Here is a 21,517-nt window from a genome sequence, read left to right on the forward strand (position 1 = left end):
TCAGCGGGCCGAGTCCGCCAACAGTCCGAGGACCCGCTCCAGCTCCCGCCGCGTCTCCGGATCGGCGATCAGCCCGTCCGCCCCGATCGCCTGCCGGTTGACGGGCAGCCGCACGCAGGCGGACGGCACGACGGTCGCGCCGGTGTACTCCAGCACCGTCCGCAGCGTGGCCTGCGCGCCTTCGCCGCGGCCCGGAGCGGCGGCGTTGACCCAGGCGACCGGCTTGCCGCCGATCTCGGTCCCGCCCACCGTCCAGTCGAGCAGGTTCTTGAACGAGCCCGGCAGCGTGCCGGCGTACTCCGGCGTGCAGACCAGGATCCCGGCCGCCCGGCCGATCGCCACCCGCAGCCCGGCCACCGGCGCCGGCAGCGGGTCCCGGTCGTCGTCGGGGTTGAAGTGCGGCAGCCGCGCCAGGCCCTCGTACAGCTCCGTGCGCACCGGCACGGACGGGGCGACGGCCTGCGCGGTGCGCAGCACGGCCTCGTTGCCGGAGCCGGCCCGCAGGCTGCCCGACAGCAACAGGATCGACGGAAGCGAGGACATCCGCCCAACCTACGACAGAACCCCGCCGGCACTCCCCTCCCCCCTCGCTCTCCCCGCACCACACCCCGAACCCGGACAATCCGCCCATAACATGTGTAACTCCCACACATCGGGGGACGTGCATGGATGCGGACCACCCCCGTGTCCGTCCCTGGCCGTGCCGTTGCAGTTGCCGTTGCGATCCGGTGGGGCTGTCTGCGCATGCTGGAGACGTATGCCGGTTCGGGAGGTGAGGCGGCTCCGTGAACGACCGGTCGGGCACGAACAGTGAGGGCTCTGACCAGCGGCTGCCCAGCAGGGCGGCGCCGGACGGGCGGCGAGAGCACGCCCGGGGGGTCCTCGACGGCCGCGACCGGATGCAGACGCTGCTGGACGCCGTCGTCGCGATCAGCGGAGACCTGGACCTGGAAGACCTGCTGCGGCGGATCGTGCAGTCCGCGGCCGACCTGGTGGACGCCGACTACGGTGCGCTGGGCGTCCTGGGCGAGGAAGGCCGGATACGGCAGTTCGTCACCGTCGAACGCGGCCCCGACTGCGACCAGGAGCCGACGATCCGGCATACCGGGTCCCGCCCCCGGAGCCGGGCCCTCCCCGACCCGCCGCCCGACCCGCCGCCCGACCCGCTGATTCGCGAGCCGCTGATTCGCGAGCCGCGTTCCCTCAGCTTCCTCGACACCGCCGTACAGGTCCGTGGCGAGGTCTACGGCACCCTGTACCTGGCCGGCAAGCGGGACGGCCGGCCGTTCGACGCCGACGACGAAACGGTCCTGCGCAGCCTGGCCGCCGCGTCGGGCGTGGCCATCGACAACGCCCGCCTCTACGACGAGAGCCGGCACCGCGAACGCCGGCTCGCGGCCGGTGCGGACCTGACACGCGCCCTGCTGTCCGGCGAGCACCCCGCACGGACCCTGCGGTCGCTGGCCGACACGGTGCGGGAGATGACCGGCGCGGACCTGGTGACCCTGGCCCTCCCGGTGGGCGACGGCGAGGAACTGGTCGTGGAGGCGGCGGCCGGCCGTTCGGCCGGCCGGGTGCGGGGCCTGGCGCTGCCCGACACCACCCTGGCGGCGAAGGTCTACGCGACGGGACAGACCGTCAGCAGCGCATCCCTGGCCGCCGATTCCCGCATCGCGGGCGGCAGCGCCTCCGTCGTCCCGCTCGGACCCGCCTTCTTCGTCCCGGTCGCCGGCCGCGAGCGGGTGCGGGGCGTGCTGCAGGTGGCCAACGAACCCGGCGGCGCCCCCTTCGACGAGGCGGTGGTGGAGATGGTGTGCGCCTTCGCCGACCAGGCCGCCCTGGCGCTGGAGATCGCCGAGCACCGCCGGGACGCCGAACAGCTCACTCTTCTGGGGGAACGCGACCGCATCGCGCGGGACCTGCACGACCTGGTCATCCAACGGCTGTTCGCCGACGGCCTGAGCCTGCAGGCCGCCCTCGGCCGCCTCGGCGACCGTCCGGACGCCGCCGAGCGCGTCCAGCGGGTCGTCGACGACCTGGACGACACCATCAAGGTCATCCGCTCCACCATCTTCGGGCTGCAGCACCAGGACCAGCCAGGCCGCCGCGACGGCCTGCGCTCCCGGCTCGTGGCGCTGAGCGCCGAGGCCGCCGCGGCCCTCGGCTTCACCCCGGCACTGCGCATGACCGGCCTGCTCGACACCGACGTGTCCGCGCACCACGCCGACCACCTCCTGGCGGTACTGCGTGAAGCGCTGTCCAACACGGCCCGGCACGCGGTCGCCTCCGCTGTGGAGATCACCGTGGATGCGTCGGACGCGACCCTGCGGCTGACCGTCGCCGACGACGGACGCGGCATCGACCCCGCCGTCACCCGCCGCAGCGGTCTGGCCAACATGCACAGCCGCGCCGGGGAACTCGGCGGACACCTCGTCGTCGGCCGCCGCGAACCCTCCGGCACGGTCCTGGAGTGGTCCGTGCCGCTGCCCGCCTACGGCCCGGACGCCACCTGACCGACGGCTTCCACGCGGTCGTCCGCCTCGACAGCTCCGGCAGGAGCCCGCGGCGTTTCCGGCGGCGCCGCTGCCGCCGGTCTCGGCGAGCAGCGCGGCACCGTATCCGGGCGGGCCGACGATTCCCGGCGACACCGGAGAATCACAGCGAGACCGGTGATTCCCGACGGCACCGGCACTCGCAGTGAGGGGAGTAGCGTGGTCAGCAGCACGGCGCACCCCGTGTCCGCCGGATCCCGAAGGCGTGGTCCTCATGACCGACTCCGACACATCCCCCGCTCCCCAGCAGCTGCCGAGTGGCATCCATCAGACCGTACGACCTGGGTGCGCACTGCTCCGGCTTCAGACGACGGCATCGCGCGAAGGGGTTCTCGACGGGGCGTGGTGGCCGCGATCCCATGACATCGGTGCGGAGTTGCCGGCACTGCTGGATGCGCTCACGGAGTACCTCGGCCCCCTGAGTCGGGTGGGGCTGGACGCCACGGCCTGGGCGGGGGTCCCCACCCGGATCGCCGTCGACGACCACGTGGTGCGGGTGGACTCCTTCCCGGTGGGCGATGACACCATCTTGATCACCCGGGGCGACAGGGACCACTTCTCGCTGCTGGTCATCCCGCCGGAGGCAGCCCCCGAGGACGCTCGGGCGGCGATGGCCCAGGCTGTCCTGGCCGGCAACGTCAGCTCCGCGCGGCAGATCCTCGTCGACACAGGACGAGGGCGGACGCCGTCGGGCTGACGAGTCGTCCCGCCCGGCGGGCCGCGGAGGCGGCGGTGGGGTCAGCCGACGCCGCGCCACTCCACCAGGAGCAGCGTGGCGTCGTCCGTGGTCCGTCCGCCGCGCGCCCGCTTGAGTGTGTGTGACAGGGCACGCGCCACCGCCCGGACCCCACGGCCGGTCCGCTCCAGCCCGTTCACCAGGCCGATCAACTGCTCCTCCCCGAACTGCTCCCCGCCCGCCGTGTGCTCCTCGATCAGCCCGTCGGTGAAGCACAGGACGCGATCTCCGCGCTCCAGCCCCAGCTCACTGACCTCCGGCTCCGCACCGCCCAGGCCCACCGGCAGGGTCGTCGGCCCGACCAGCCGGTGCGTGACGCGGTGGTCGCGGACGAGCATCGGCGCGGGGTGACCGGCGTTCACCCACTGCAAGCGACCCGTCGTCGTGTCCAGCCGCATCATCTGCGCGGTGACGAAGTGGTCGGCGCCGAACTGCTTCGCCACGGCGTCGTCCATGTAGGCGTAGATCTCCGCCAGGCCGATGCCGAGGCGGCGGGCATGGCGGTAGGCGCCGATGGCCACGGTGGCCATGGTGGCCGCACCGAGGCCGTGCCCCATCGCGTCGATCATGGCAACGTGCAGCATGTCGCCGTTGAGCGCGTAGTCGAAGCTGTCTCCCGCCACGTCGTAGGCGGGCTCCAGGACCCCGGCCACGGCGACCCGCGGCATGATCATGGCCAGCGGCGGCAGCAGGGACCACTGGATCTCGGCGGCCACGCTCATCTCCTCACCGCGGCGCATCCGGAAGAACAGGTCGGAGTAGCCGTGCTTGGTCACCAGCAGATCAGCCACCAGTCCGGCGACCCGGCGCAGCAGGCGGCGGTCGTCGTCGTCGACCTCGTCCAACGTCACCGCCATGACGCCCACCTGATCGCCGCCGTCCAGCAGCGGCAGATGGACGCGTACACCGTCCTCCCCGGGCAGCTCGACGGGCAGCGCGTCGAGGAAGCAGCCGCCCGCGGCGGAATCGTCGATCACCTGAGGGTCCCCGTCCGCGAGGCCCTCGCCGGGCAGGGGGACGAGCAGCAGCTGGCTGTAGTCCTGCAGCAGGATCTGCGGACGGCGGCCCCCCAGCCGCTCCATCACGTCGGCGACGAGTGGGCCGATGAGGTGGGCCGGCAGCTCATGCGCGCGATCGAGGAGCGCTCCCAGGAGCGCTTCCCCGAAGCTCTCGGAGCGGTCCGTGCCCGGTTCGGCCGTCATCTGCCCGTCCCATCACTTCAGCACGGTCCGTGCTGCTCCCCCGCGCTCTCCTGACCGGAGCCGTCCTCGACACGAGCGAAGGTGTGCTGAGCCGACTGCGGGTTCCACGGATCGGCGGCGGCGGTCAGCAGGCGTGCGGCGGTTCCGGCCGGCTCGTCGGGCGGGACGACCAGCAGCTCCCAGCGCCCCACGGTGCCGCAGTCCAGGGTGATGGCGTGCTCCTCCGCGGTGGCGTCGCTCAGAACGACCTCGATCACGTGGTCGGGCGCCGACACGGTGAGTGGCGCGTCAGGCCAGGCCGCAGCACCCACCGTGACGCGGGTGACCGTGCCACGGCCGGGGTCGAGCGAGCCCACGAGCGCGGGCAGCTCCAGTTCCAGGGCGTCACAACGCGGCCACCACGCGCCGTCCAGCGGTCCGTGGCTGGCCTCCGGCGTGAGGCTCAGCCGTGCCAACGGCATGCTGTACGTGTGCGCGTCGCGCGGTGGTGCGCCCCCGGCGGGCGGTGTGAGGGAGTCGTCCATCGTGCGATCCCGTCCGGGCGGCCCGGAGCCGCCCTCGTTCGTCACTTGCCGGGAACGGCGCTGCCGTGACCGTGCGCCCGACATGCACTCGGCACCTCCCAGGCTACGCCCGCCCTGGACCGGCGGCCCGAGACGCAGACGGCGAAGATCCGCTCTCCCGGGACCGGGCCGGCACGCGAGGAGCGCACCGACCGGGCAGCCCGGCCGTCTCCCCGTGGTTCCGCCGGCCCCAGGAGTCGTGGACGGCCTGTCCGACCCGGTCGGCCGGATGGAGCAGGGCCACTCCGAGCTCGACACGCCCATCGGCCCCGTACGCCGCCGGCCTCCTCGTCGAGCCGCAGCAGCGGACGGGCTCGACGCACGAGCGCACCGCCTGCCGAGCACTCATGGAGACATCCGGGGCAGACGGCCCACTCGTGAGGCACACTGCCGTACCTCACGCCCGCCGGGTATCCGCTGCGGGTGGTCTCACACGAACCCGCCGCATGGCCGCGCTTCCCGCTCACGCGTCGCTCACGCGTCGCTCACGCAAGGAGCCCGAAAACGAAGCAGCGTCCGAGCCGGCCGAAGCCGACCCGGACGCTGCACAGCAGGTCAGGGGTCATATACCCCGCCTACCAGCCGTAGGCCCTGTGGGACTCGAACCCACAACCAATGGATTAAAAGTCCACTGCTCTGCCAATTGAGCTAAGGGCCCTGGCGATGTTGCCTACCCGAGCATAGCCGGACGCGGCCGTGTCTCCGATCGGGTATCGCGGACACGGCCGCGTCGGAACTGCGGCCGGGGCCGGGAGTGTTACGGATCGACCTTTTCCGCCGCACCCGCCCGGGCCGCCTCACGGGCCGTCTCACGGGCGAGGGTGCGGGCGTGTTCCGGGTTGAGGAACCAGTGCCGGGCCGACGCCAGCCACCAGGTCGAGGCAAAGCCGAGCACCACCAGCACGGCCACGGGAGCGTAGTTGAACGTCTCCGTGGTGACCGGGGACACCTGCGGCAGCATGAACAGCACCGTGATCACGCCGACCCACGCCACCGCCACCACACCCACCAACTGCGACCAGCGGCCCAGGTGCCACGGCCCCCGCTCGAAGTCCGCGCCCTTGCGCACCCGCAGCAGCGTCGGAATGACGTAGGCGATGTACAGGCCGATCACGGCGATCGACGTCACCGCCGCGTACGCCGTCACGTTGATCAGGTACGGCAGACCGAGGACCAGCGCCCCGGCCGCCGCCAGCCACACCGCCGCCACCGGGGTGCGCGTGCGCGGGCTGACCGTGTGCCAGACGTGCGAGAAGGGCAGCGCCCCGTCCCGCGAGAAGGCGTAGATCATGCGGCTGTTGGCCGTCACCGACGCCATCCCGCAGAACAGCTGCGCGCCGATCACCACCAGCAGCAGCAGCTTCCCGGCCGTCGCGCCCAGCGCGTCGAGCAGGATCTGGGCCGGCGGCGCCCCGGTCGGCGACGCGAGTTGCCTGTCGTAGGACTGGATGGCGAAGGTGAAGCCCAGCAGGAGCACGAAGCCCGCGATCCAGGACGTCCAGATCGAGCGGACGATCCCCTTCGGTCCGGCCGTGGACGCGTCGTGCGTCTCCTCCGTCATGTGGGCCGAGGCGTCGTACCCGGTGAACGTGTACTGCGCCATCAGCAGACCGAGCAGGACGACGTACACGCCGCTGCCCCAGCCCGTGTTGTTCACGAACTCGCCGAACACGAAGGACGCCGACTGGTGCCTGTCCGGGACGAAGGCCAGCGCGCCGACGATCACCGCCACACCCAGCACGTGCCACCACACGCTGACGCTGTTGAGGAGGGCGACGATCCGCACCCCGAACGTGTTCAGCAGGCCGTGCAGCAGCAGGATCGCCGCGAACAGCAGGACCGTCCGGCCGGGCGTGACCTCGAAGCCGAACTGCAGGTTCAGATAGGCGCCCAGGAAGGACGCGGCGCCGAAGTCGATGCCCGCGGTCACGGCGACCTGGCCCAGCACGTTGAACCAGCCCGTGAACCACGCCCAGGCGGCCGCCGTGCGCGGCGGAGCGAGCCGGTGCGCCCAGAAGTACAGGCCGGCCGACGTCGGGTAGGCCGAACAGATCTCGGCCATGGCCAGACCGACGAACAGCGTCATCAGGCCCACCGCGACCCAGCCCCAGGTGATCACGGCGGGGCCGCCGGTGTTCATGCCGAACAGGTACAGCGTCAGGCAGCCCGACAGGACCGAGATGATCGTGAAGGAGACCGCGTAGTTGGAGAACGCCGACATGCGGCGGGCAAGGACCTGCGTGTAGCCGAGCTGGGCAAGCCGTTCTTCGTCCGACAGCCCAGTCGCGATGGCGTCATCTGTCATGTCCCCAGCGATTCCCGCGCCGGAGGCGTGACATGCGTCACAACATGGCCAAAAAATGCCCCTCGCCGTCGCCGCGTACGCGAAAGACGAAGAGGCCCGCACGACACGAAGTCGTACGGGCCCCTCCAGAATCACCCCGCGTCAGCCGACGGGTCCGGCCGACGGATCAGCCGTTGCGCTTCCAGCGCGGCTTGTCGTCACGACGACCGAAGGAACCGGCCCCACGGTGGTCGGCCCCACGGTGGTCGTCACGGCGGCCGAACGGGCGCTCGTGCCCGCCCGCACGGAAACCGGGACGGTCGTCACGGCGGTCGCGGTTGAACGGACGGTCACTGCCGCGGTGCCCGCCCCGCTCGTCACGCCGCTCGAACGAACGCCCACCCGAACGCTCCTCCCGGCGGAACCCGCCACGGTCGTCACGCCGCTCGAAGGACCGCCCGCCACGGTCGTCACGCCGCTCGTCCCGGCGGAACCCGCCACGGTCACCCCGGTCGTCACGCCGCTCGTCACGACGGAACCCGCCACGGTCGTCACGCCGCTCGAACGAACGCCCACCACGGTCGTCCCGGTCGTCACGACGGAAACCACCACGGTCGTCACGGTCGTCACGACGGAATCCACCACGGTCACCCCGGTCGTCACGCCGCTCGTCCCGACGGAACCCGCCACGATCGTCACGCCGCTCGAACGAACGCCCACCACGGTCGTCGCGCCGCTCGTCCCGGCGGAACCCGCCACGGTCACCCCGGTCGTCACGCCGCTCGAACGAACGCCCGCCCCGGTCGCCCCGGTCGTCCCGGCGCTCACGCCGCTCGTACGACGACGAACCCTCCGAACGCTCCTCGCGCTCGGCGGCGTCCACGTCCCGCGCGGCCGGCTGCTCCGGCACCGACACCTCGACGGCCTCCGCCACCGCGGCCGCCTGCGCCTCGGCCAGCGCCGCCTCCGGGTCCTCGCCCCGCTCACGGGCGGCCCGCGCGATCAGCCGGTCCGCCTCCTCCCGCAGCTCCGCCGCACGCCGCTGCGCCCGCTCCAGCTGCTTGGTCAGCTGCGCGACCTCACGCTCGGCCTGCTGAGCGGCGTTGCCCGCGGACTCCGCCTGAACCTCCGTCATCGACCGGGCGCCGGTGATCTCGGCTACCTCCGGCTCGAAGGCCGTACCCGAGTTGATGATGTGACGCGAGGCGTCGACACCCGCGTCCTCCATCAGCCGGAAGATCTGACGACGCTGGTGCGGCAGCGACAGCGACACCACCGTGCCGGTGCGGCCCGCACGGGCCGTACGGCCGGCGCGGTGCAGGTAGTCCTTGTGGTCACCGGCCGGGTCCACGTTCAGCACCAGGTCGATGCCGTCGACGTGGATGCCGCGGGCGGCGACATCGGTGGCGACCAGGACGTTGACGTACCCGTCCTTGAAGTCGGCCAGCGTCCGGGTCCGGGCGCCCTGCGTCATGCCGCCGTGCAGCGCGTCCGCCTTCACACCCGCGTCGCGCAGCTGCTCGGCGACACGGTCGGCGCCCAGCTGGGTACGCACGAAGATGATCGTGCGGCCCTTGCGGGAGGCGATCGCCGAGGTGACCGGCGCCTTGTCCTTGGGCTTCACGATCAGGATGTGGTGCGACATGGTCGTCACCGCGCCCTGCGCCGCGTCGACCTCGTGCGAGACCGGGTCCTTCAGGTAACGGTCGACGAGCGTCTTGATCTCGTTCTCCATGGTCGCGGAGAACAGCATCCGCTGGCCGCCGGCCGGCACCTGGTCGAGCAGCTCCGTGACCTCCGGCAGGAAGCCCAGGTCGGACATCTGGTCGGCCTCGTCCAGGACGGCGATCCGCACGTCCTCCAGGGAGCAGGCACCACGGCCGATGATGTCGCGCAGCCGGCCCGGCGTGGCGACGAGGACGTCGACGCCGCGCTCCAGGGCGTAGATCTGGTTGCCCATCGACGTGCCGCCGCAGACGACCTTCATCTTCAGCCCGAGAACGTCGCCGTACGGCTGCAGCGCGTCCGCCACCTGCATGGCCAGCTCACGCGTCGGCGTGAGGATGACGGCGCGCGGCTTGTGCTTCTCGGTGCGGCCGCCGGCCAGCGCGGCCAGCGTCGGCAGACCGAAGGACAGGGTCTTGCCGGAACCGGTGCGGCCCCGGCCCAGGATGTCCTTGCCGGCCAGGGCGTCCGGGATGGTCGCGGCCTGGATCGGGAAGGGAGTGGTCACGCCGTTCTGCGCCAGCTTGCGCACGACGCCCTCGGGCAGACCGAGGTCGGCGAAAGTGACCTCGGGGGCGTCGGTCGCCTCGTCGTTCTCGGACACGACGACGTTCTCGGACACGACGACGTTCTCGGACACGACGACGTGATCAGCACTGGAAATGGACATGCGTATGCGAAACCTTCCGGAGTCTCGTCGGCACGCGCCCGTCAACTCCGTGATTCGCAATACGACCGCCTCTGTGCGGTCAGCCACGGCAAGGGAGAGTACGCGCCACACGGCGCGCTCTGCGTTGGCGCCGGGCAAATGGGATCAAACGATCTACCACCATACGCACCCACCGCCCCCCAAGGCAAACCGAGCCCCCGGGACGTACGTCACACCCCACCCCCCGCACCGGCACACCGCCCCCGTACAAGCGCCTCCCGCCCCTACACCGGCGCCCCCGCCGCCGGTACCGGCACCGGCTCCCGCCCCGCCAATTGCGGCCCCTGCTCGTGCGCCGACGACGACGGCTCGGCCGACGGCGGCGGCTCCGGCGCCGACGACGACGGCTCCTGAGTCGGCGTGGGCTCCGTCACATCGGACCGCGTCGGCGTCGGCTGCTGCCCCCCGGTCGACCCCGGGACCCCCGGCCCGGAACTCACCCCCGGCCCACCCGGACGCACCGACTCACCAGCCCACGCCGACGGCGAAGCGGCAGCGGAGGCGGACCCCCGCCCCTCCCCCTTCTTCCGCCCGCCCTTCCCCTTCCCCCGGCCCTTCCCGTGCCTGCCACCCACCGCAGCCCCGACCCCGGCCCCGCCCCCGGACATCGCCGTCCCCCCGTCCGGCGCGGCACCACCCCGCTCCCCGACGGAACGCGACGGCCTGACACCCCCGCCCCCGTCGTCACCCACACTCATGCAGCTGGCAGCCGCGGCGACAGCCACGACCGCAGCGGCCAGACGGACGGACACGTACAAGGGGCGCACGGGCAGCCACCTCCGAGAGGGACGAAGTCAACCTGCCCAACTCCCGCCGCCCACAAGAGGACACGCGCAACGCGCCGACGACGGCCTACCCGTAACCCAGCGCGTGCAGCCGAGCGTCGTCGATGCCGAAATGGTGCGCGATCTCATGCACCACCGTCACCTCCGTCTCGGCCACCACGTCCTCCCGGGTCTCGCACATCCGCAACGTGGGCCCCCGGTACACCGTGATCCGATCCGGCAGCACCCCCGCATACCATTCGCCCCGATCCGTCAGCGGGGTACCCTCGTACAACCCGAGCAAATCGGGATCATCCACCGGAGGCTCGTCCTCGACGAACACCGCCACGTTGTCCATCAACCGCGTCAACTCCGGCGGAATCCGGTCGAGCGCCTCGGCGACCAGTTCCTCGAACTCCTCGCGTGTCATCTCCAGCACACGCCCATTGTCAGCCACGACCCACCGCAACGAGAGCCATGCGCACCACCGCATATCCAGCCGCACACCTGGGCATACGCGACCAATGGCCCGCGTCCCCGCCGTCCCCGCCATCGCCGCGACCGTCGTGAACCGGATCCGCAGGACCCCGCGCCCCCTCACCCGCCGCCACCGCACACACCGACCGCACCCCACCATGGAACTGCCCGCGCGACCCCGCCCCTGGACCCGCGCCCTCGGCCTCATCACCGTCGTCCTGCTCGGCGCCTGGCTCGGCCTGCTCATAGTCGGCAACGTCCGCGTCCCCGTAGGCCCCATGGACACCACCATGACCCTGCGCCCCTCCCTCACCGGCGGAACGAAGATCAACATCTCACCGCTCGGCGCCCTCCAACTCAACAGCCACCACGCACCCGTCCGCCTCGACGTCAACGTCGACCAACTCGACCCGGTCCGCTCCCAAGCCCTCGTCGACCACCCCGAACGCCTCTCCGGCCTCCAGGACGAAGTCGCCCACGACATCGAGGACGGCACCCGCGACCTCGCCCTGCGCTCCTGCGTCGCCGTCGTCTCCGGCGCCACCGCCCTCGGCCTCGCCGTCTACCGCCGCCCCCGCCGCGCCCTCGCCGCCGGCGGCCTCGCCCTCGCACTCCTCGGCGCCTCCGGGGCATCCGCGTACGCCACCTGGAACCCCGAATCCGTCCTCGAACCCAAGTACTCCGGCCTGCTCTCCTCGGCCCCGTCCCTGGTCGGCAACGCCCGCAGCATCGTCACCGAGTTCGACGTCTACCAGAAAGAGCTCGCCCGCCTCGTCACCAACGTGACCAAGCTCTACGACGTCACCTCCACGCTCCCCGCCTACCAGCCGGACCCCAGCACCGTCCGCGTCCTGCACGTGTCCGACATCCACCTCAACCCGGCGAGCTGGAAGATCATCGCCTCGCTGGTGGACCAGTACAAGGTCGACGTCATCGTGGACACCGGCGACACCATGGACCACGGCACGGCCGCCGAGAACGGCTTCCTCGACCCCATCAAGGACCTGGGCGCCCCGTACGTCTGGGTCAGGGGCAACCACGACTCCGCCGCCACCCAGCGCTACCTCTCCCGCATGGGCAACGTCCACGTCCTCGACGACGGCCGGGCACAGACGATCGCCGGACTGCGCTTCGCCGGCATCGGCGACCCGCAGTTCACCCCCGACCGCTCGAAGGCACCAGGAGCCGACGCCTCGGAGGAACTCGCGGGCGCCCGCCTCGCCGCCGCCCTGCGCGACCAGACCAACGCGGGCACCCCCGTCGACATCGCCCTCGCCCACGAACCGTCGGCGGCACGCGAGACGGACGGCACGGTGCCGCTGGTCCTGTGCGGACACCTGCACCACGAGGGCGACGAGGTCATGCGCTACGGCACCCGCCTGCGCATGGAGGGCTCCACCGGCGGCAGCGGCCTGCGCGCACTGGAACGCCAGTACCCCGCGCCGATCGAGGCGTCCGTCCTCTACTTCGACCGGGACACCCGCCGGCTCCAGGCCTGGGACTCGATAAAACTCGGCGGCCTGGGCGAGACCACGGCCGAGGTCGCCCGCCACCTCCCGGACGAGAACAAACCGGGCGCCACTCCCTCCTCTCCCGCCCCTTCCGCCTCCACCCCTTAAACCGTTTTGGCGATACCTCCCGCCATCCCATATGCTTCTCACGTCCCCGACGCGCTGAGAAGCGCCCAGGCGGGCCGATAGCCCTCATCGTCTAGCGGCCTAGGACGCCGCCCTTTCAAGGCGGTAGCACGGGTTCGAATCCCGTTGGGGGCACGCAGTACGGTGTGCGACACTGTCGTACACGAAGCTTGGTCCTGTGGAGCAGTTTGGAGTGCTCGCCACCCTGTCAAGGTGGAGGCCGCGGGTTCAAATCCCGTCAGGACCGCTGAGGTTTCACGTGAAACCTTGCGGCTGGGTAGCTCAGTTGGTACGAGCGTCCGCCTGAAAAGCGGAAGGTCGCCGGTTCGACCCCGGCCCCAGCCACAGCAAAGGCCCTGATCTTCGGATCAGGGCCTTGTTGTCTGTGGCTGCCTGTTCTGCTGGATCACTGGATCACTCGTACGAGCGATCGCGTCCGCTGCCCGAGAGCCGTGCTCCCCGGCTTGCAGCTCGTTGCCGCCGATGGCTTCGGCGGGAACGGCGCATCCAGCCCTACACGATCAGCGTGAGGGCAGGGACCTGTGACTCGGCCCCGCAGACCCACACCCACCAGCCGCGCCGGCTGATGACGTGGGACGCATTGAGGTCCGCGTGCTCAACGAAGCCGCAGGACCTGCAGACGAACGAACACGGCCTGGCTGGGCCGGTTGCGCCGGTCGATGTGGTGACAGCGCGAGCACTCCTGGCTGGTGTACGCGGGGTTCACGTGGACCAGGGGGACTCCGGCCCGGCGCGCCTTGTAGGCGATGAAGGCGCCGAGCTGGTGGAAGGCCCAGGAGTTGATCGTGACGCGTTGGGGCTTTTTCAGCCGTGCCCGTTCGCGGATGCCCTTCAGATCTTCGAGGGCGATGCCGCGGCCGGTGCGTTGAGCCTCCGCCACGATGTGCTTGCTGATCTTGTGGTTGATGTCGCGGGTTCGTCTGGCTTCTCTGCCCGCGTGGCGTTTGGCCCGTCGTTTCGCGGACCGTGTGCCCTTCTTCTGGAGTTCGGTGCGCAGCTTCCGGTCGTTGGCGCGGGTGCGGTTGAGTCGTCTGCCGCTGTGCCGGTGTCCTGTGGAGGTGGTGGCGATGTCGGCGATGCCGAGGTCGACGCCGATGAATCCGTGCGGGGCGGGGTTCTGTGGGGGGGTCGGGGATGTCGAGGGTGGCCATGAGGTACCACTGGCCGTTGTGGGTCAGCAGGTCGGATTCGCCTCGGCGGTACTGGTCGAGCAGTCGGAGGTGTTCTTCGCTGCCGGTGTAGGGGAGGTGTTTGACGCGGCCTGCGGTGGTCCAGATGGAGACGGTGCGTCGTTCCGTCTGCCAGGAGAGCATGCGGTCGTCGTAGGGCTGGGCGGCGTGGGTGCGGAAGGTGAGGGGTTTTCCGGTGGCTGCCTTGTGCCCCCGGGTGCCTGGCTTGCCGAGGTTGCCGGCTTTGAGGTTGCTCTTGAGGGACGTGTATGCGTCGCGGGTCTTCTTGATGACGTGCTGGGCGGCTTGGGCGCCGAGGTTCCAGTTGTCCTTGAGGTGGGTGTAGGTCCGGGCTCGGAGGGCTCGGATGTCGGTGGTGCGGTCGGCGTGGGCGATGGCGGAGACGTGGTTGGCGGCTTGGTTGCAGGCGCGGAGGGTCGCTTCGAGGGCCGATGCCTGTGGGGGCGTCGGGAGCAGTTTGATCCGCAGCACCAGTTTCACGAACAGGGAACCTAGGTCGTGATGGCTGTTCGATCGGGGTTTTTGTCGCTGTTTCGCCTGGATGAGCGGGTGCTCGAACGTGCGTCCGGGACTGTGGTGGCGGGCCGTGTGGGGCGTCGGGGGCAAATCGCTCGCCAGGAATTTCTTGGGGATGAGATCCTGGAACGCGTATGTCTACGCACCCTGCCCCCGCCGCACCGGTCCTCGGCGTGCTCGCCTCCCGGCTGACCGAGTTGTCCCTGCGTGACGCGCACCGGCTCGGGCGCCGGCTCGAGGGCGCGCGCAAGATCCGTAAGCCGGAGGCCCGGGCCGCTGTGCTCGCCGAGATCGAGGAGGAGATCGGCAAGGCCGAGGAGCGGATCGGTGAGCGGCGTGCCCGCGTGCCCGCCGTCACGTATCCCGAGCAGTTGCCGGTCAGTCAGAAGAAGGACGGCATCGCGGAGGCGATCCGCGATCACCAGGTGGTGATCGTGGCGGGTGAGACAGGCTCCGGGAAGACGACGCAGATCCCGAAGATCTGTCTGGAGCTCGGGCGGGGGGTGCGCGGCATGATCGGGCACACCCAGCCGCGCCGTATCGCCGCCCGTACGGTCGCGGAGCGGGTCGCGGAGGAGCTGGACACCCCGTTGGGGGAGTCGGTGGGCTGGAAGGTGCGGTTCACCGACCAGGTGAATCCGGAGGCCACCTTCATCAAGCTGATGACGGACGGCATCCTGCTCGCCGAGATCCAGACGGACCGGGAGCTGCGCGCCTACGACACGATCATCATCGACGAGGCCCATGAGCGGTCTCTGAACATCGACTTCCTGCTGGGGTATCTGGCGCAGTTGCTGCCGCGCCGGCCGGATCTGAAGGTCGTCATCACCTCCGCGACGATCGATCCGGAGCGTTTTTCGCGGCATTTCGGTGACGCGCCGATCGTGGAGGTCAGTGGGCGGACGTATCCGGTGGAGGTGCGGTACCGGCCGCTGCTGGAGGAGGACGGCGACGACTCCGACCGGGATCAGATCACCGCGATCACGGACGCGGTCGAGGAGCTGATGGGCGAGGGGCCGGGCGACATCCTGGTCTTCCTGTCCGGTGAGCGGGAGATCCGTGACACGGCGGACGCGCTGGAGAAGAAGAAGTATCGGTTCACGGAGATCCTGCCGCTGTACGCCCGGTTGTCGCACGCCGAGCAGCACCGGGTGTTCCAGCCGCACACGGGGCGCCGGATCGTGCTGGCGACGAATGTCGCCGAGACGTCGCTGACCGTTCCCGGGATCAAGTACGTGATCGATCCTGGTTTCGCCCGTATCAGCCGTTACAGTCACCGCACCAAGGTGCAGCGGCTGCCGATCGAGCCGGTCTCGCAGGCGAGCGCCAATCAGCGCAAGGGCCGTTGTGGTCGTACGAGTGACGGTGTCTGCATCCGGCTGTACAGCGAGGAGGATTTCCTCGCCCGGCCGGAGTTCACGGACGCGGAGATCCTGCGGACGAACCTGGCTTCCGTCATCCTGCAGATGACCGCGGCGGGTCTGGGTGAGATCGAGAAGTTCCCGTTCATCGATCCGCCGGATCACCGGAACATCCGTGACGGTGTGCAGTTGCTGCAGGAGCTGGGCGCGCTGGATCCGGCGCAGAAGGATCCGCGCAAGCGGCTGACGCAGACGGGCCGGAAGCTGGCGCAGCTGCCGGTCGATCCGCGGCTGGCCCGCATGGTGCTGGAGGCGGACCGCAACGGCTGTGTCCGTGAGGTGATGGTGATAGCGGCCGCGCTGTCCATCCAGGACCCGCGTGAGCGTCCCGCCGACAAGCAGACGCAGGCCGATCAGCAGCACGCCCGTTTCAAGGACGAGAGCAGCGACTTCCTCGCCTACCTCAACCTGTGGCGGTATCTGCGCGAGCAGCAGAAGGAGCGGGGGTCCAGTTCCTTCCGGCGGATGTGCAAGCAGGAGTACCTGAACTTCCTGCGCATCCGCGAGTGGCAGGACATCTACACCCAGCTGCGCACGGTGGCGAAGCAGATGGGCATCCACCTCAACGAGGAGGACGCCCCCGCGGACCGCGTCCACGTCTCGCTCCTGGCCGGGCTGCTGTCCCACATCGGGATGAAGGATGTGAAGGACGGCAACAAGAACGAGTATCTGGGGGCGCGGAACGCGAAGTTCGCGATCTTCCCGGGTTCGGCGCTGTTCCGGAAGCAGCCGCGTTTCGTGATGTCCGCGGAGCTGGTGGAGACGTCCCGGCTGTGGGCGCGGGTGAACGCCAGGATCGAGCCGGAGTGGGTGGAGCCGCTCGCCGGGCATCTGCTGAAGCGGACGTACAGCGAGCCGCACTGGGAGAAGGACCAGGCGGCGGTGATGGCGTACGAGAAGGTGACGCTGTACGGCGTGCCGATCGTCGCCCAGCGGAAGGTGAATTACGGCCGTATCGACCCGGAGGTGTCGCGGGAGCTGTTCATCCGCAACGCGCTCGTGGAGGGCGACTGGCGCACCCATCACAAGTTCTTCGCCGACAACCGCCGGCTGCTGAGCGAGGTGGAGGAGCTGGAGCACCGGGCGCGGCGCCGGGACATCGTGGTCGACGACGAGACGCTGTTCGACTTCTATGAGCAGCGGGTGCCCGAACACGTGGTGTCGGGTGCGCATTTCGACTCGTGGTGGAAGCGCAAGCGGCAGGAGCAGCCGGACTTCCTCGACTTCGAGCGGGAGATGCTCATCCGGGAGTCGGCGGAGGCGGTGACGAAGGCCGACTATCCGGACTCCTGGCGGCAGGGTGATCTGAAGTTCCGGGTGACGTACCAGTTCGAGCCGGGCGCGGACGCGGACGGTGTGACGGTGCACATCCCGTTGCAGGTTCTGAACCAGGTCGCGGACGAGGGTTTCGACTGGCAGATCCCGGGGTTGCGGGAGGAGTTGGTGACGGAGCTGATCCGTTCGCTGCCGAAGCCGGTCCGCCGTCACTATGTCCCGGCGCCGAACTATGCGAAGGCGTTCCTGGAGCGGGCGGTTCCTCTTCAGGAGCCGTTGACGGTGACGATGGCGCGTGAGCTGCGGCGGATGGTCGGGGTGCCGTTCGAGGCGGAGGACTTCGACTGGTCGAGGGTGCCGGACCATCTGCGTGTCACGTTCCGTATCGTCGACGAGCGGCGCCGCAAGCTGGCGGAGGACAAGGATCTGGAGGCTTTGCGGCTGCGGCTGAAGCCGAGGGCGCGCAAGGCGCTGTCCCAGGCAGCGGCGGCTACGGCCGAGCGGCGGGGCGGGGAGTCGCTGGAGCGTCAGGGTCTGACGGACTGGACGATCGGCACGCTCGACCGCGTCTTCGAGACCCGGCGGGCCGGCCAGCCGGTGAAGGCGTATCCGGCGCTGGTGGACGACGGTGACACGGTGTCGGTGCGTCTGTTCGACACGGAGGCCGAGCAGGCGGAGGCGATGTGGCGGGGGACGCGTCGGCTGATCCTGCGCAACATCCCGGTGAACGCGGCCAAATTCGCGAGCGATCGCCTGACGAACGCGCAGAAGCTGGCGCTGTCCGCCAATCCGCATGGTTCGGTGCAGGCTTTGTTCGACGACTGTGCGATGGCGGCGGCCGACAGGCTGATCGCGGACTTCGGTGGTCCGGTGTGGGACGAGGAGTCGTACCGGAAGCTGTTCGACAAGGTGCGGGCGGAGATCGTCGACACGACGGTCCGCACGGTCGGGCAGGTGCAGCAGGTCCTTGCCGCCTGGCAGGCCTGTGAGCGCCGTCTGAAGGGCGTTCGGAGCCCCGCGCTGCTGGCAAACCTCCAGGACGTGCGGGGGCAGTTGGACGCCTTGGTGAGGCCCGGTTTCGTGACGGCGGCGGGGCTTCGGCGGCTGCCGGACCTGATGCGGTACCTGGTGGCCGCCGACCGGCGGTTGCAGCAGATGCCGACCAACGTGCAGCGGGACACCACGCGTATGGAGAAGGTGCGGGAGATGCAGGACGAGTACGCGTGGCTGCTGGAGCAGTTGCCGAAGGGCCGCCCGGTTCCCGCTTCGGTGCTGGACATCCGCTGGATGATCGAGGAGCTGCGGGTCAGCTATTTCGCGCATGCGCTCGGGACGGCGTATCCCGTCTCGGACAAGCGGATCGTGAAGGCGATCGACGCGGCGGTGCCGTAGTCGGGCGGGTACGCTGGGTGAGTTCGACCAGGGGGCTCACCCTCCTGTAGAGTCCTTCTCGCAGCGCAACGCACGGATGGTGCTGCGAAACCTGGTCCTGTGGAGCAGTTTGGAGTGCTCGCCACCCTGTCAAGGTGGAGGCCGCGGGTTCAAATCCCGTCAGGACCGCAGTGGTGAGAGTGCCCGCATCCCGTCAGGGAAGCGGGCACTTTCGTCTTGCTCGTTTCGCCCCCCGACCGATTGCCCGCCACCCTGTCGAGGTGGAGGCCGCGCCCGCGGCGCAGCCGCGATCGGGTACAGCAAATCCCGTCAGGACCGCAGTAGCGGAAGTGCCCGCACCCCGTCAGGGAAGCGGGCACTTTCGCGTCGCCCCCTGGTCCATTGCCCGCCGCCCTCTCCGGGGGGCGGGCAGCTTTGTCGTTGGGGCTCGGAAGCGGGCCCTGGGCTGTGGATCCGGGTTCTTTCGCTGCCGCTTTCGTCGCTGCGGGCCCAGGGGTCGCTGCAGGCTCGTGCGGGCCGTGTGCGGTCTTGACGGCGTCACATTCGCTCGGTACCCAGAAACCAGGGCGCGTTCCCGCGCGGCCCCCTGGAGGTGGCGTATGGCGGCATCGGCTAGGCACGAGACGCGGGCGCTGCTCCGGGCGCACCTGTCGGCCGCGTCGTCGTACGGGCATCTGACCCGGCGTTGTCCGATCTGCCTTCGTCTGCTGCGCCTGGCGATGGACTCGCCGTCGCGTCCCGTCCAGGTGCCGGAGGAGCCGGCGGGGGACGAAAGGCCTACCACCGCGTGACCTTCGGCGTACTCCGGCAGCTGCTCGGGCGTGGCAAGGTGGAACGTGGGGTTCCGTTCGTGTGCGTAGTCTGGAGGCGGCCGGGCTCCGATGTGTGACGGGTGTCACTGCATGAGTTTCTGAAAGCGCGGTATTTACGCCTGACCTACAACTGGTCAATTTAATATGTGCAATTGCACTCTCCGGGATGTGCGTCCCGCGGCCCCGTCCGGCTCCCGTCCCGGGGTCTCCCACAGCGGTTCCGACAGCCCTCCCCAGACTCCGACAAGCCCGCTCACAGACGTGTCGGCCGCCGGGCGCCGGGCGCACAAAAAAGATCGCGCTGGACCCGGCGGGGTCCAGCGCGATCGACGACGCACCCTGTCACGTGCTGGGAGGGCTCCCAAGAGCCCGGGCGAAGGCCCTGTTGGGGCAGGACCCGCGTCGCTTGGAACTGGGGTTCGGGCTCCTCGGCACGTTGGGGGACCTGCCGATTTGCCCGGTCATGCAGTTGTTCAGGCCTCGCTGCGCTGCTGCGGGATGCCCGCGAGCAGTGCGCGGACCTCAGCCTCGCGATAACGGCGGTGCCCGCCGAGCGTACGGATCGACGTGAGCTTGCCGGCCTTCGCCCACCGCGTGACCGTCTTGGGGTCGACACGGAACATGGTGGCGACCTCAGCCGGGGTCAGCAGCGGCTCGGCATCAGGGGTGCGAGCGGTCATGAGCGGCCTCCTCGGGAGAACCGAACCTTCTCGGTTCTTTCCTCTAAATTCTGCACCTTGACCCGCGTTGCCCGAAATGGCGGACGCGAGTCGAGTCGGTTATAGGACGAACGGCTTGTCCTCGGCACTACAACTACACCATCTGTCCAGCCCCGTCGGCCAAACCGATGGAATTGCCCTCCAGGTGTCCATCACCGACGGAAGCCGATGGACCATGCCATAGCGGACAGTCACGCCGCTGTGACGATCAGTCACAGGGCGATCAGGAGTCACCAGACCCCCCAAAGCACGCAACGCGGAGATTCCGCCCGCCGTGGAACGTAGCGGGACGGACAGAGCCCTCCCCGGACTCCTTGTCCTATTTTGGCATGAGGAGGGGCAAGGGATGCAAGGGGCGTGTAAGTGCGGTCCGTCACGCTTGACGCTTTGGCCCGGATCCGGGTCCTACGTCCCATGTTGACGACGCCTCAGGCAGCCGGAGCATCAGTCGGTGCGAGGACGAAACCCCAAAAAGGGCGCCGCGTCAAACGCCAGTTCGCCTCCCGGAGCCCAGGAATCCGAGCCCAGGAATCCGAGCCCAGGAACCGGAGCCCAGGAACCAAGCCCCAGGACCTGGCCCAGGCCCCGGACTCAGTTCGCCGACCGCAGGTCCCTGACCGACCGCCACCGCTCCACCAGCCGCGCGTACGCGGCACCGGCGGCCTCGCCGTCGCCCCGCCGCAGCGCCTCGATGCCCTCGGCCACGTCCGCCGCCGAGTGGTCGCCCTCCAGGTCGCCGGCCGGCAGCAGGTGCACCAGCCCGCCGTAGTCGAGCTCCACCAGCGAGCGGGGGTGGAACTCCTCCAGCCAGCGCCCCACGTCGACCAGGCCGTCGATGAGCGGCCCCTCGTCGACGGCGTCGCGCAGCGCGCGCAGGGCCCGCGCCACCCGGCGCCGGGCCTGCACCATGGGCGTCCGGTAGCGCAGCATCGGCGGGATCTCGCCGGAGCCCTTGTCGAAGCGCCGTTCCCCGTCCGACACCAGCACGAACCAGTGCAGCGGCACCTGCCAGGTCGAGGTGCGGATCCACGGACGGGCGTCGGGGTTGCGGTTCAGCCAGCGCTCGTAGTCCCGGGCCGCCTGCTGCCGCACGACCTCCGGCAGCACCGCGTCCAGCACCGGCTTCGGCAGTTCCCCGGCCAGCTCGCCCAGGGCCTGCCAGCCGCGCAGCCGGGTCCGCCAGGGGCACACGCACACCACCCCGTCGACGTCGATCACGAACGCGTCGCTGCTCTCGTGCACCGGCACCGGCACCGGCGGGGTGGGCACCAAGTCGGCCAGGGAACGGCGCAGTTCGTCCTGGTACGACGGCCGGTCGGGGCGGCGGGCGTAGCGCGCCCAGTGACCGCGCTCCGGCTCGGGGAAGGCGGCCAGCGGCTCGTACACGCGCAGGTACGTCGTGTAGGGGACGATCACCGAGGACACCTTGGGCACGCCTGCTCCCTCCCCTGCCCATCACCGGGAAAACCTGCGGGACCCGCCCGGGACGTGCGGGAAATCCCTCCAAATCGTCGCACGTCCG

At 70.2% G+C, this 21,517-nt stretch carries 15 protein-coding genes and 5 tRNA genes; 10 read left to right on the top strand and 10 right to left on the bottom strand.

Going from position 1 to position 21,517, the window contains the following annotated elements; genetic code table 11:
- A complete protein-coding gene (locus AB0G63_RS08325; protein ID WP_360746222.1) occupies nucleotides 1–543 on the bottom strand; it encodes an NADPH-dependent FMN reductase in 543 nt (180 codons plus the stop codon).
- Between the two features lie 242 nt (nucleotides 544–785).
- On the opposite strand from AB0G63_RS08325, the gene AB0G63_RS08330 reads away from it, so the two are divergent.
- Both AB0G63_RS08330 and AB0G63_RS08335 read left to right on the top strand, forming a co-directional pair.
- Entirely contained in the window at nucleotides 786–2,513 is a 1,728-nt protein-coding gene (locus AB0G63_RS08330; RefSeq protein WP_360746225.1) for a GAF domain-containing protein, read from the top strand.
- Nucleotides 2,514–2,766: 253 nt separating this feature from the next.
- The gene (locus AB0G63_RS08335) at nucleotides 2,767–3,249 is read left to right on the top strand and encodes a DUF5994 family protein (protein WP_360746228.1); all 483 of its coding nucleotides are present in this window, start codon (nucleotides 2,767–2,769) and stop codon (nucleotides 3,247–3,249) included.
- 41 nt (nucleotides 3,250–3,290) lie between these two features.
- Here AB0G63_RS08335 and AB0G63_RS08340 read toward each other — a convergent pair whose 3' ends face one another.
- From AB0G63_RS08340 to AB0G63_RS08365, 6 genes are all read right to left on the bottom strand, one after another.
- Entirely contained in the window at nucleotides 3,291–4,490 is a 1,200-nt protein-coding gene (locus AB0G63_RS08340) for a PP2C family protein-serine/threonine phosphatase (protein WP_360746231.1), read from the bottom strand.
- Nucleotides 4,491–4,507: 17 nt separating this feature from the next.
- A complete protein-coding gene (locus AB0G63_RS08345; RefSeq protein ID WP_360746234.1) occupies nucleotides 4,508–5,014 on the bottom strand; it encodes a DUF5994 family protein in 507 nt (168 codons plus the stop codon).
- A gap of 624 nt (nucleotides 5,015–5,638) precedes the next feature.
- Nucleotides 5,639–5,711 (bottom strand) — tRNA-Lys (locus AB0G63_RS08350).
- A gap of 99 nt (nucleotides 5,712–5,810) precedes the next feature.
- The gene (locus AB0G63_RS08355; RefSeq protein WP_360746236.1) at nucleotides 5,811–7,358 is read right to left on the bottom strand and encodes an amino acid permease; all 1,548 of its coding nucleotides are present in this window, start codon (nucleotides 7,356–7,358) and stop codon (nucleotides 5,811–5,813) included.
- Nucleotides 7,359–7,524: 166 nt separating this feature from the next.
- Entirely contained in the window at nucleotides 7,525–9,732 is a 2,208-nt protein-coding gene (locus AB0G63_RS08360; RefSeq protein ID WP_360746239.1) for a DEAD/DEAH box helicase, read from the bottom strand.
- Nucleotides 9,733–10,623: 891 nt separating this feature from the next.
- Entirely contained in the window at nucleotides 10,624–10,974 is a 351-nt protein-coding gene (locus AB0G63_RS08365; RefSeq protein WP_360746242.1) for a metallopeptidase family protein, read from the bottom strand.
- An 85-nt stretch (nucleotides 10,975–11,059) separates the two neighbouring features.
- Here AB0G63_RS08365 and AB0G63_RS08370 point away from each other — a divergent pair, with 85 nt between their 5' ends.
- The 4 genes from AB0G63_RS08370 to AB0G63_RS08385 all read left to right on the top strand — a co-directional run bounded on the left by AB0G63_RS08370 (nucleotide 11,060) and on the right by AB0G63_RS08385 (nucleotide 12,994).
- The gene (locus tag AB0G63_RS08370; protein WP_360746245.1) at nucleotides 11,060–12,631 is read left to right on the top strand and encodes a metallophosphoesterase; all 1,572 of its coding nucleotides are present in this window, start codon (nucleotides 11,060–11,062) and stop codon (nucleotides 12,629–12,631) included.
- An 80-nt stretch (nucleotides 12,632–12,711) separates the two neighbouring features.
- Nucleotides 12,712–12,784: transfer RNA gene (locus tag AB0G63_RS08375), tRNA-Glu, on the top strand.
- Nucleotides 12,785–12,821: 37 nt separating this feature from the next.
- Nucleotides 12,822–12,896 (top strand) — tRNA-Asp (locus AB0G63_RS08380).
- 24 nt (nucleotides 12,897–12,920) lie between these two features.
- Nucleotides 12,921–12,994 (top strand) — tRNA-Phe (locus AB0G63_RS08385).
- 271 nt (nucleotides 12,995–13,265) lie between these two features.
- Here the strand turns inward: AB0G63_RS08385 and AB0G63_RS08390 are convergent.
- Nucleotides 13,266–13,766: a transposase gene (locus AB0G63_RS08390; RefSeq protein WP_360746578.1), complete on the bottom strand. Its 501-nt coding sequence runs from the start codon at nucleotides 13,764–13,766 to the stop codon at nucleotides 13,266–13,268.
- Between the two features lie 73 nt (nucleotides 13,767–13,839).
- Here AB0G63_RS08390 and AB0G63_RS08395 point away from each other — a divergent pair, with 73 nt between their 5' ends.
- From AB0G63_RS08395 to AB0G63_RS08410, 4 genes are all read left to right on the top strand, one after another.
- Nucleotides 13,840–14,355, top strand: a complete 516-nt coding sequence (locus AB0G63_RS08395) for a hypothetical protein (protein WP_360746248.1) — start codon at nucleotides 13,840–13,842, stop codon at nucleotides 14,353–14,355.
- A 155-nt stretch (nucleotides 14,356–14,510) separates the two neighbouring features.
- Entirely contained in the window at nucleotides 14,511–18,464 is a 3,954-nt protein-coding gene (gene hrpA / locus AB0G63_RS08400) for an ATP-dependent RNA helicase HrpA (protein ID WP_360746251.1), read from the top strand.
- Between the two features lie 93 nt (nucleotides 18,465–18,557).
- Nucleotides 18,558–18,632: transfer RNA gene (locus AB0G63_RS08405), tRNA-Asp, on the top strand.
- A 431-nt stretch (nucleotides 18,633–19,063) separates the two neighbouring features.
- Nucleotides 19,064–19,255: a DUF6274 family protein gene (locus AB0G63_RS08410; protein ID WP_360746254.1), complete on the top strand. Its 192-nt coding sequence runs from the start codon at nucleotides 19,064–19,066 to the stop codon at nucleotides 19,253–19,255.
- Nucleotides 19,256–19,749: 494 nt separating this feature from the next.
- Here AB0G63_RS08410 and bldC read toward each other — a convergent pair whose 3' ends face one another.
- Together bldC and AB0G63_RS08420 are read right to left on the bottom strand one after the other, a co-directional pair.
- Complete coding sequence (gene bldC, locus AB0G63_RS08415; protein WP_003949541.1) at nucleotides 19,750–19,956, bottom strand: developmental transcriptional regulator BldC; 207 nt, start codon at nucleotides 19,954–19,956, stop codon at nucleotides 19,750–19,752.
- A 630-nt stretch (nucleotides 19,957–20,586) separates the two neighbouring features.
- Nucleotides 20,587–21,429, bottom strand: a complete 843-nt coding sequence (locus AB0G63_RS08420; RefSeq protein WP_360746257.1) for a hypothetical protein — start codon at nucleotides 21,427–21,429, stop codon at nucleotides 20,587–20,589.
- Between the last annotated feature and the right edge of the window lie 88 nt (nucleotides 21,430–21,517).

The sequence above is a fragment of the Streptomyces sp. NPDC020996 genome, from assembly GCF_040641355.1.
In the GTDB taxonomy this organism is placed as follows: Bacteria; Actinomycetota; Actinomycetes; order Streptomycetales; family Streptomycetaceae; genus Streptomyces.

Coding starts and splice junctions, on each gene's coding strand:
- AB0G63_RS08325 (WP_360746222.1), bottom strand. CDS start 543: ATGTCCTCGCTTCCGTCGATCCTGTTGCTGTCGGGCAGCCTGCGGGCC.
- AB0G63_RS08335 (WP_360746228.1), top strand. CDS start 2,767: ATGACCGACTCCGACACATCCCCCGCTCCCCAGCAGCTGCCGAGTGGC.
- AB0G63_RS08340 (WP_360746231.1), bottom strand. CDS start 4,490: ATGACGGCCGAACCGGGCACGGACCGCTCCGAGAGCTTCGGGGAAGCG.
- AB0G63_RS08345 (WP_360746234.1), bottom strand. CDS start 5,014: ATGGACGACTCCCTCACACCGCCCGCCGGGGGCGCACCACCGCGCGAC.
- AB0G63_RS08355 (WP_360746236.1), bottom strand. CDS start 7,358: ATGACAGATGACGCCATCGCGACTGGGCTGTCGGACGAAGAACGGCTT.
- AB0G63_RS08360 (WP_360746239.1), bottom strand. CDS start 9,732: ATGTCCATTTCCAGTGCTGATCACGTCGTCGTGTCCGAGAACGTCGTC.
- AB0G63_RS08370 (WP_360746245.1), top strand. CDS start 11,060: ATGGCCCGCGTCCCCGCCGTCCCCGCCATCGCCGCGACCGTCGTGAAC.
- hrpA (WP_360746251.1), top strand. CDS start 14,511: ATGTCTACGCACCCTGCCCCCGCCGCACCGGTCCTCGGCGTGCTCGCC.
- AB0G63_RS08410 (WP_360746254.1), top strand. CDS start 19,064: ATGGCGGCATCGGCTAGGCACGAGACGCGGGCGCTGCTCCGGGCGCAC.
- bldC (WP_003949541.1), bottom strand. CDS start 19,956: ATGACCGCTCGCACCCCTGATGCCGAGCCGCTGCTGACCCCGGCTGAG.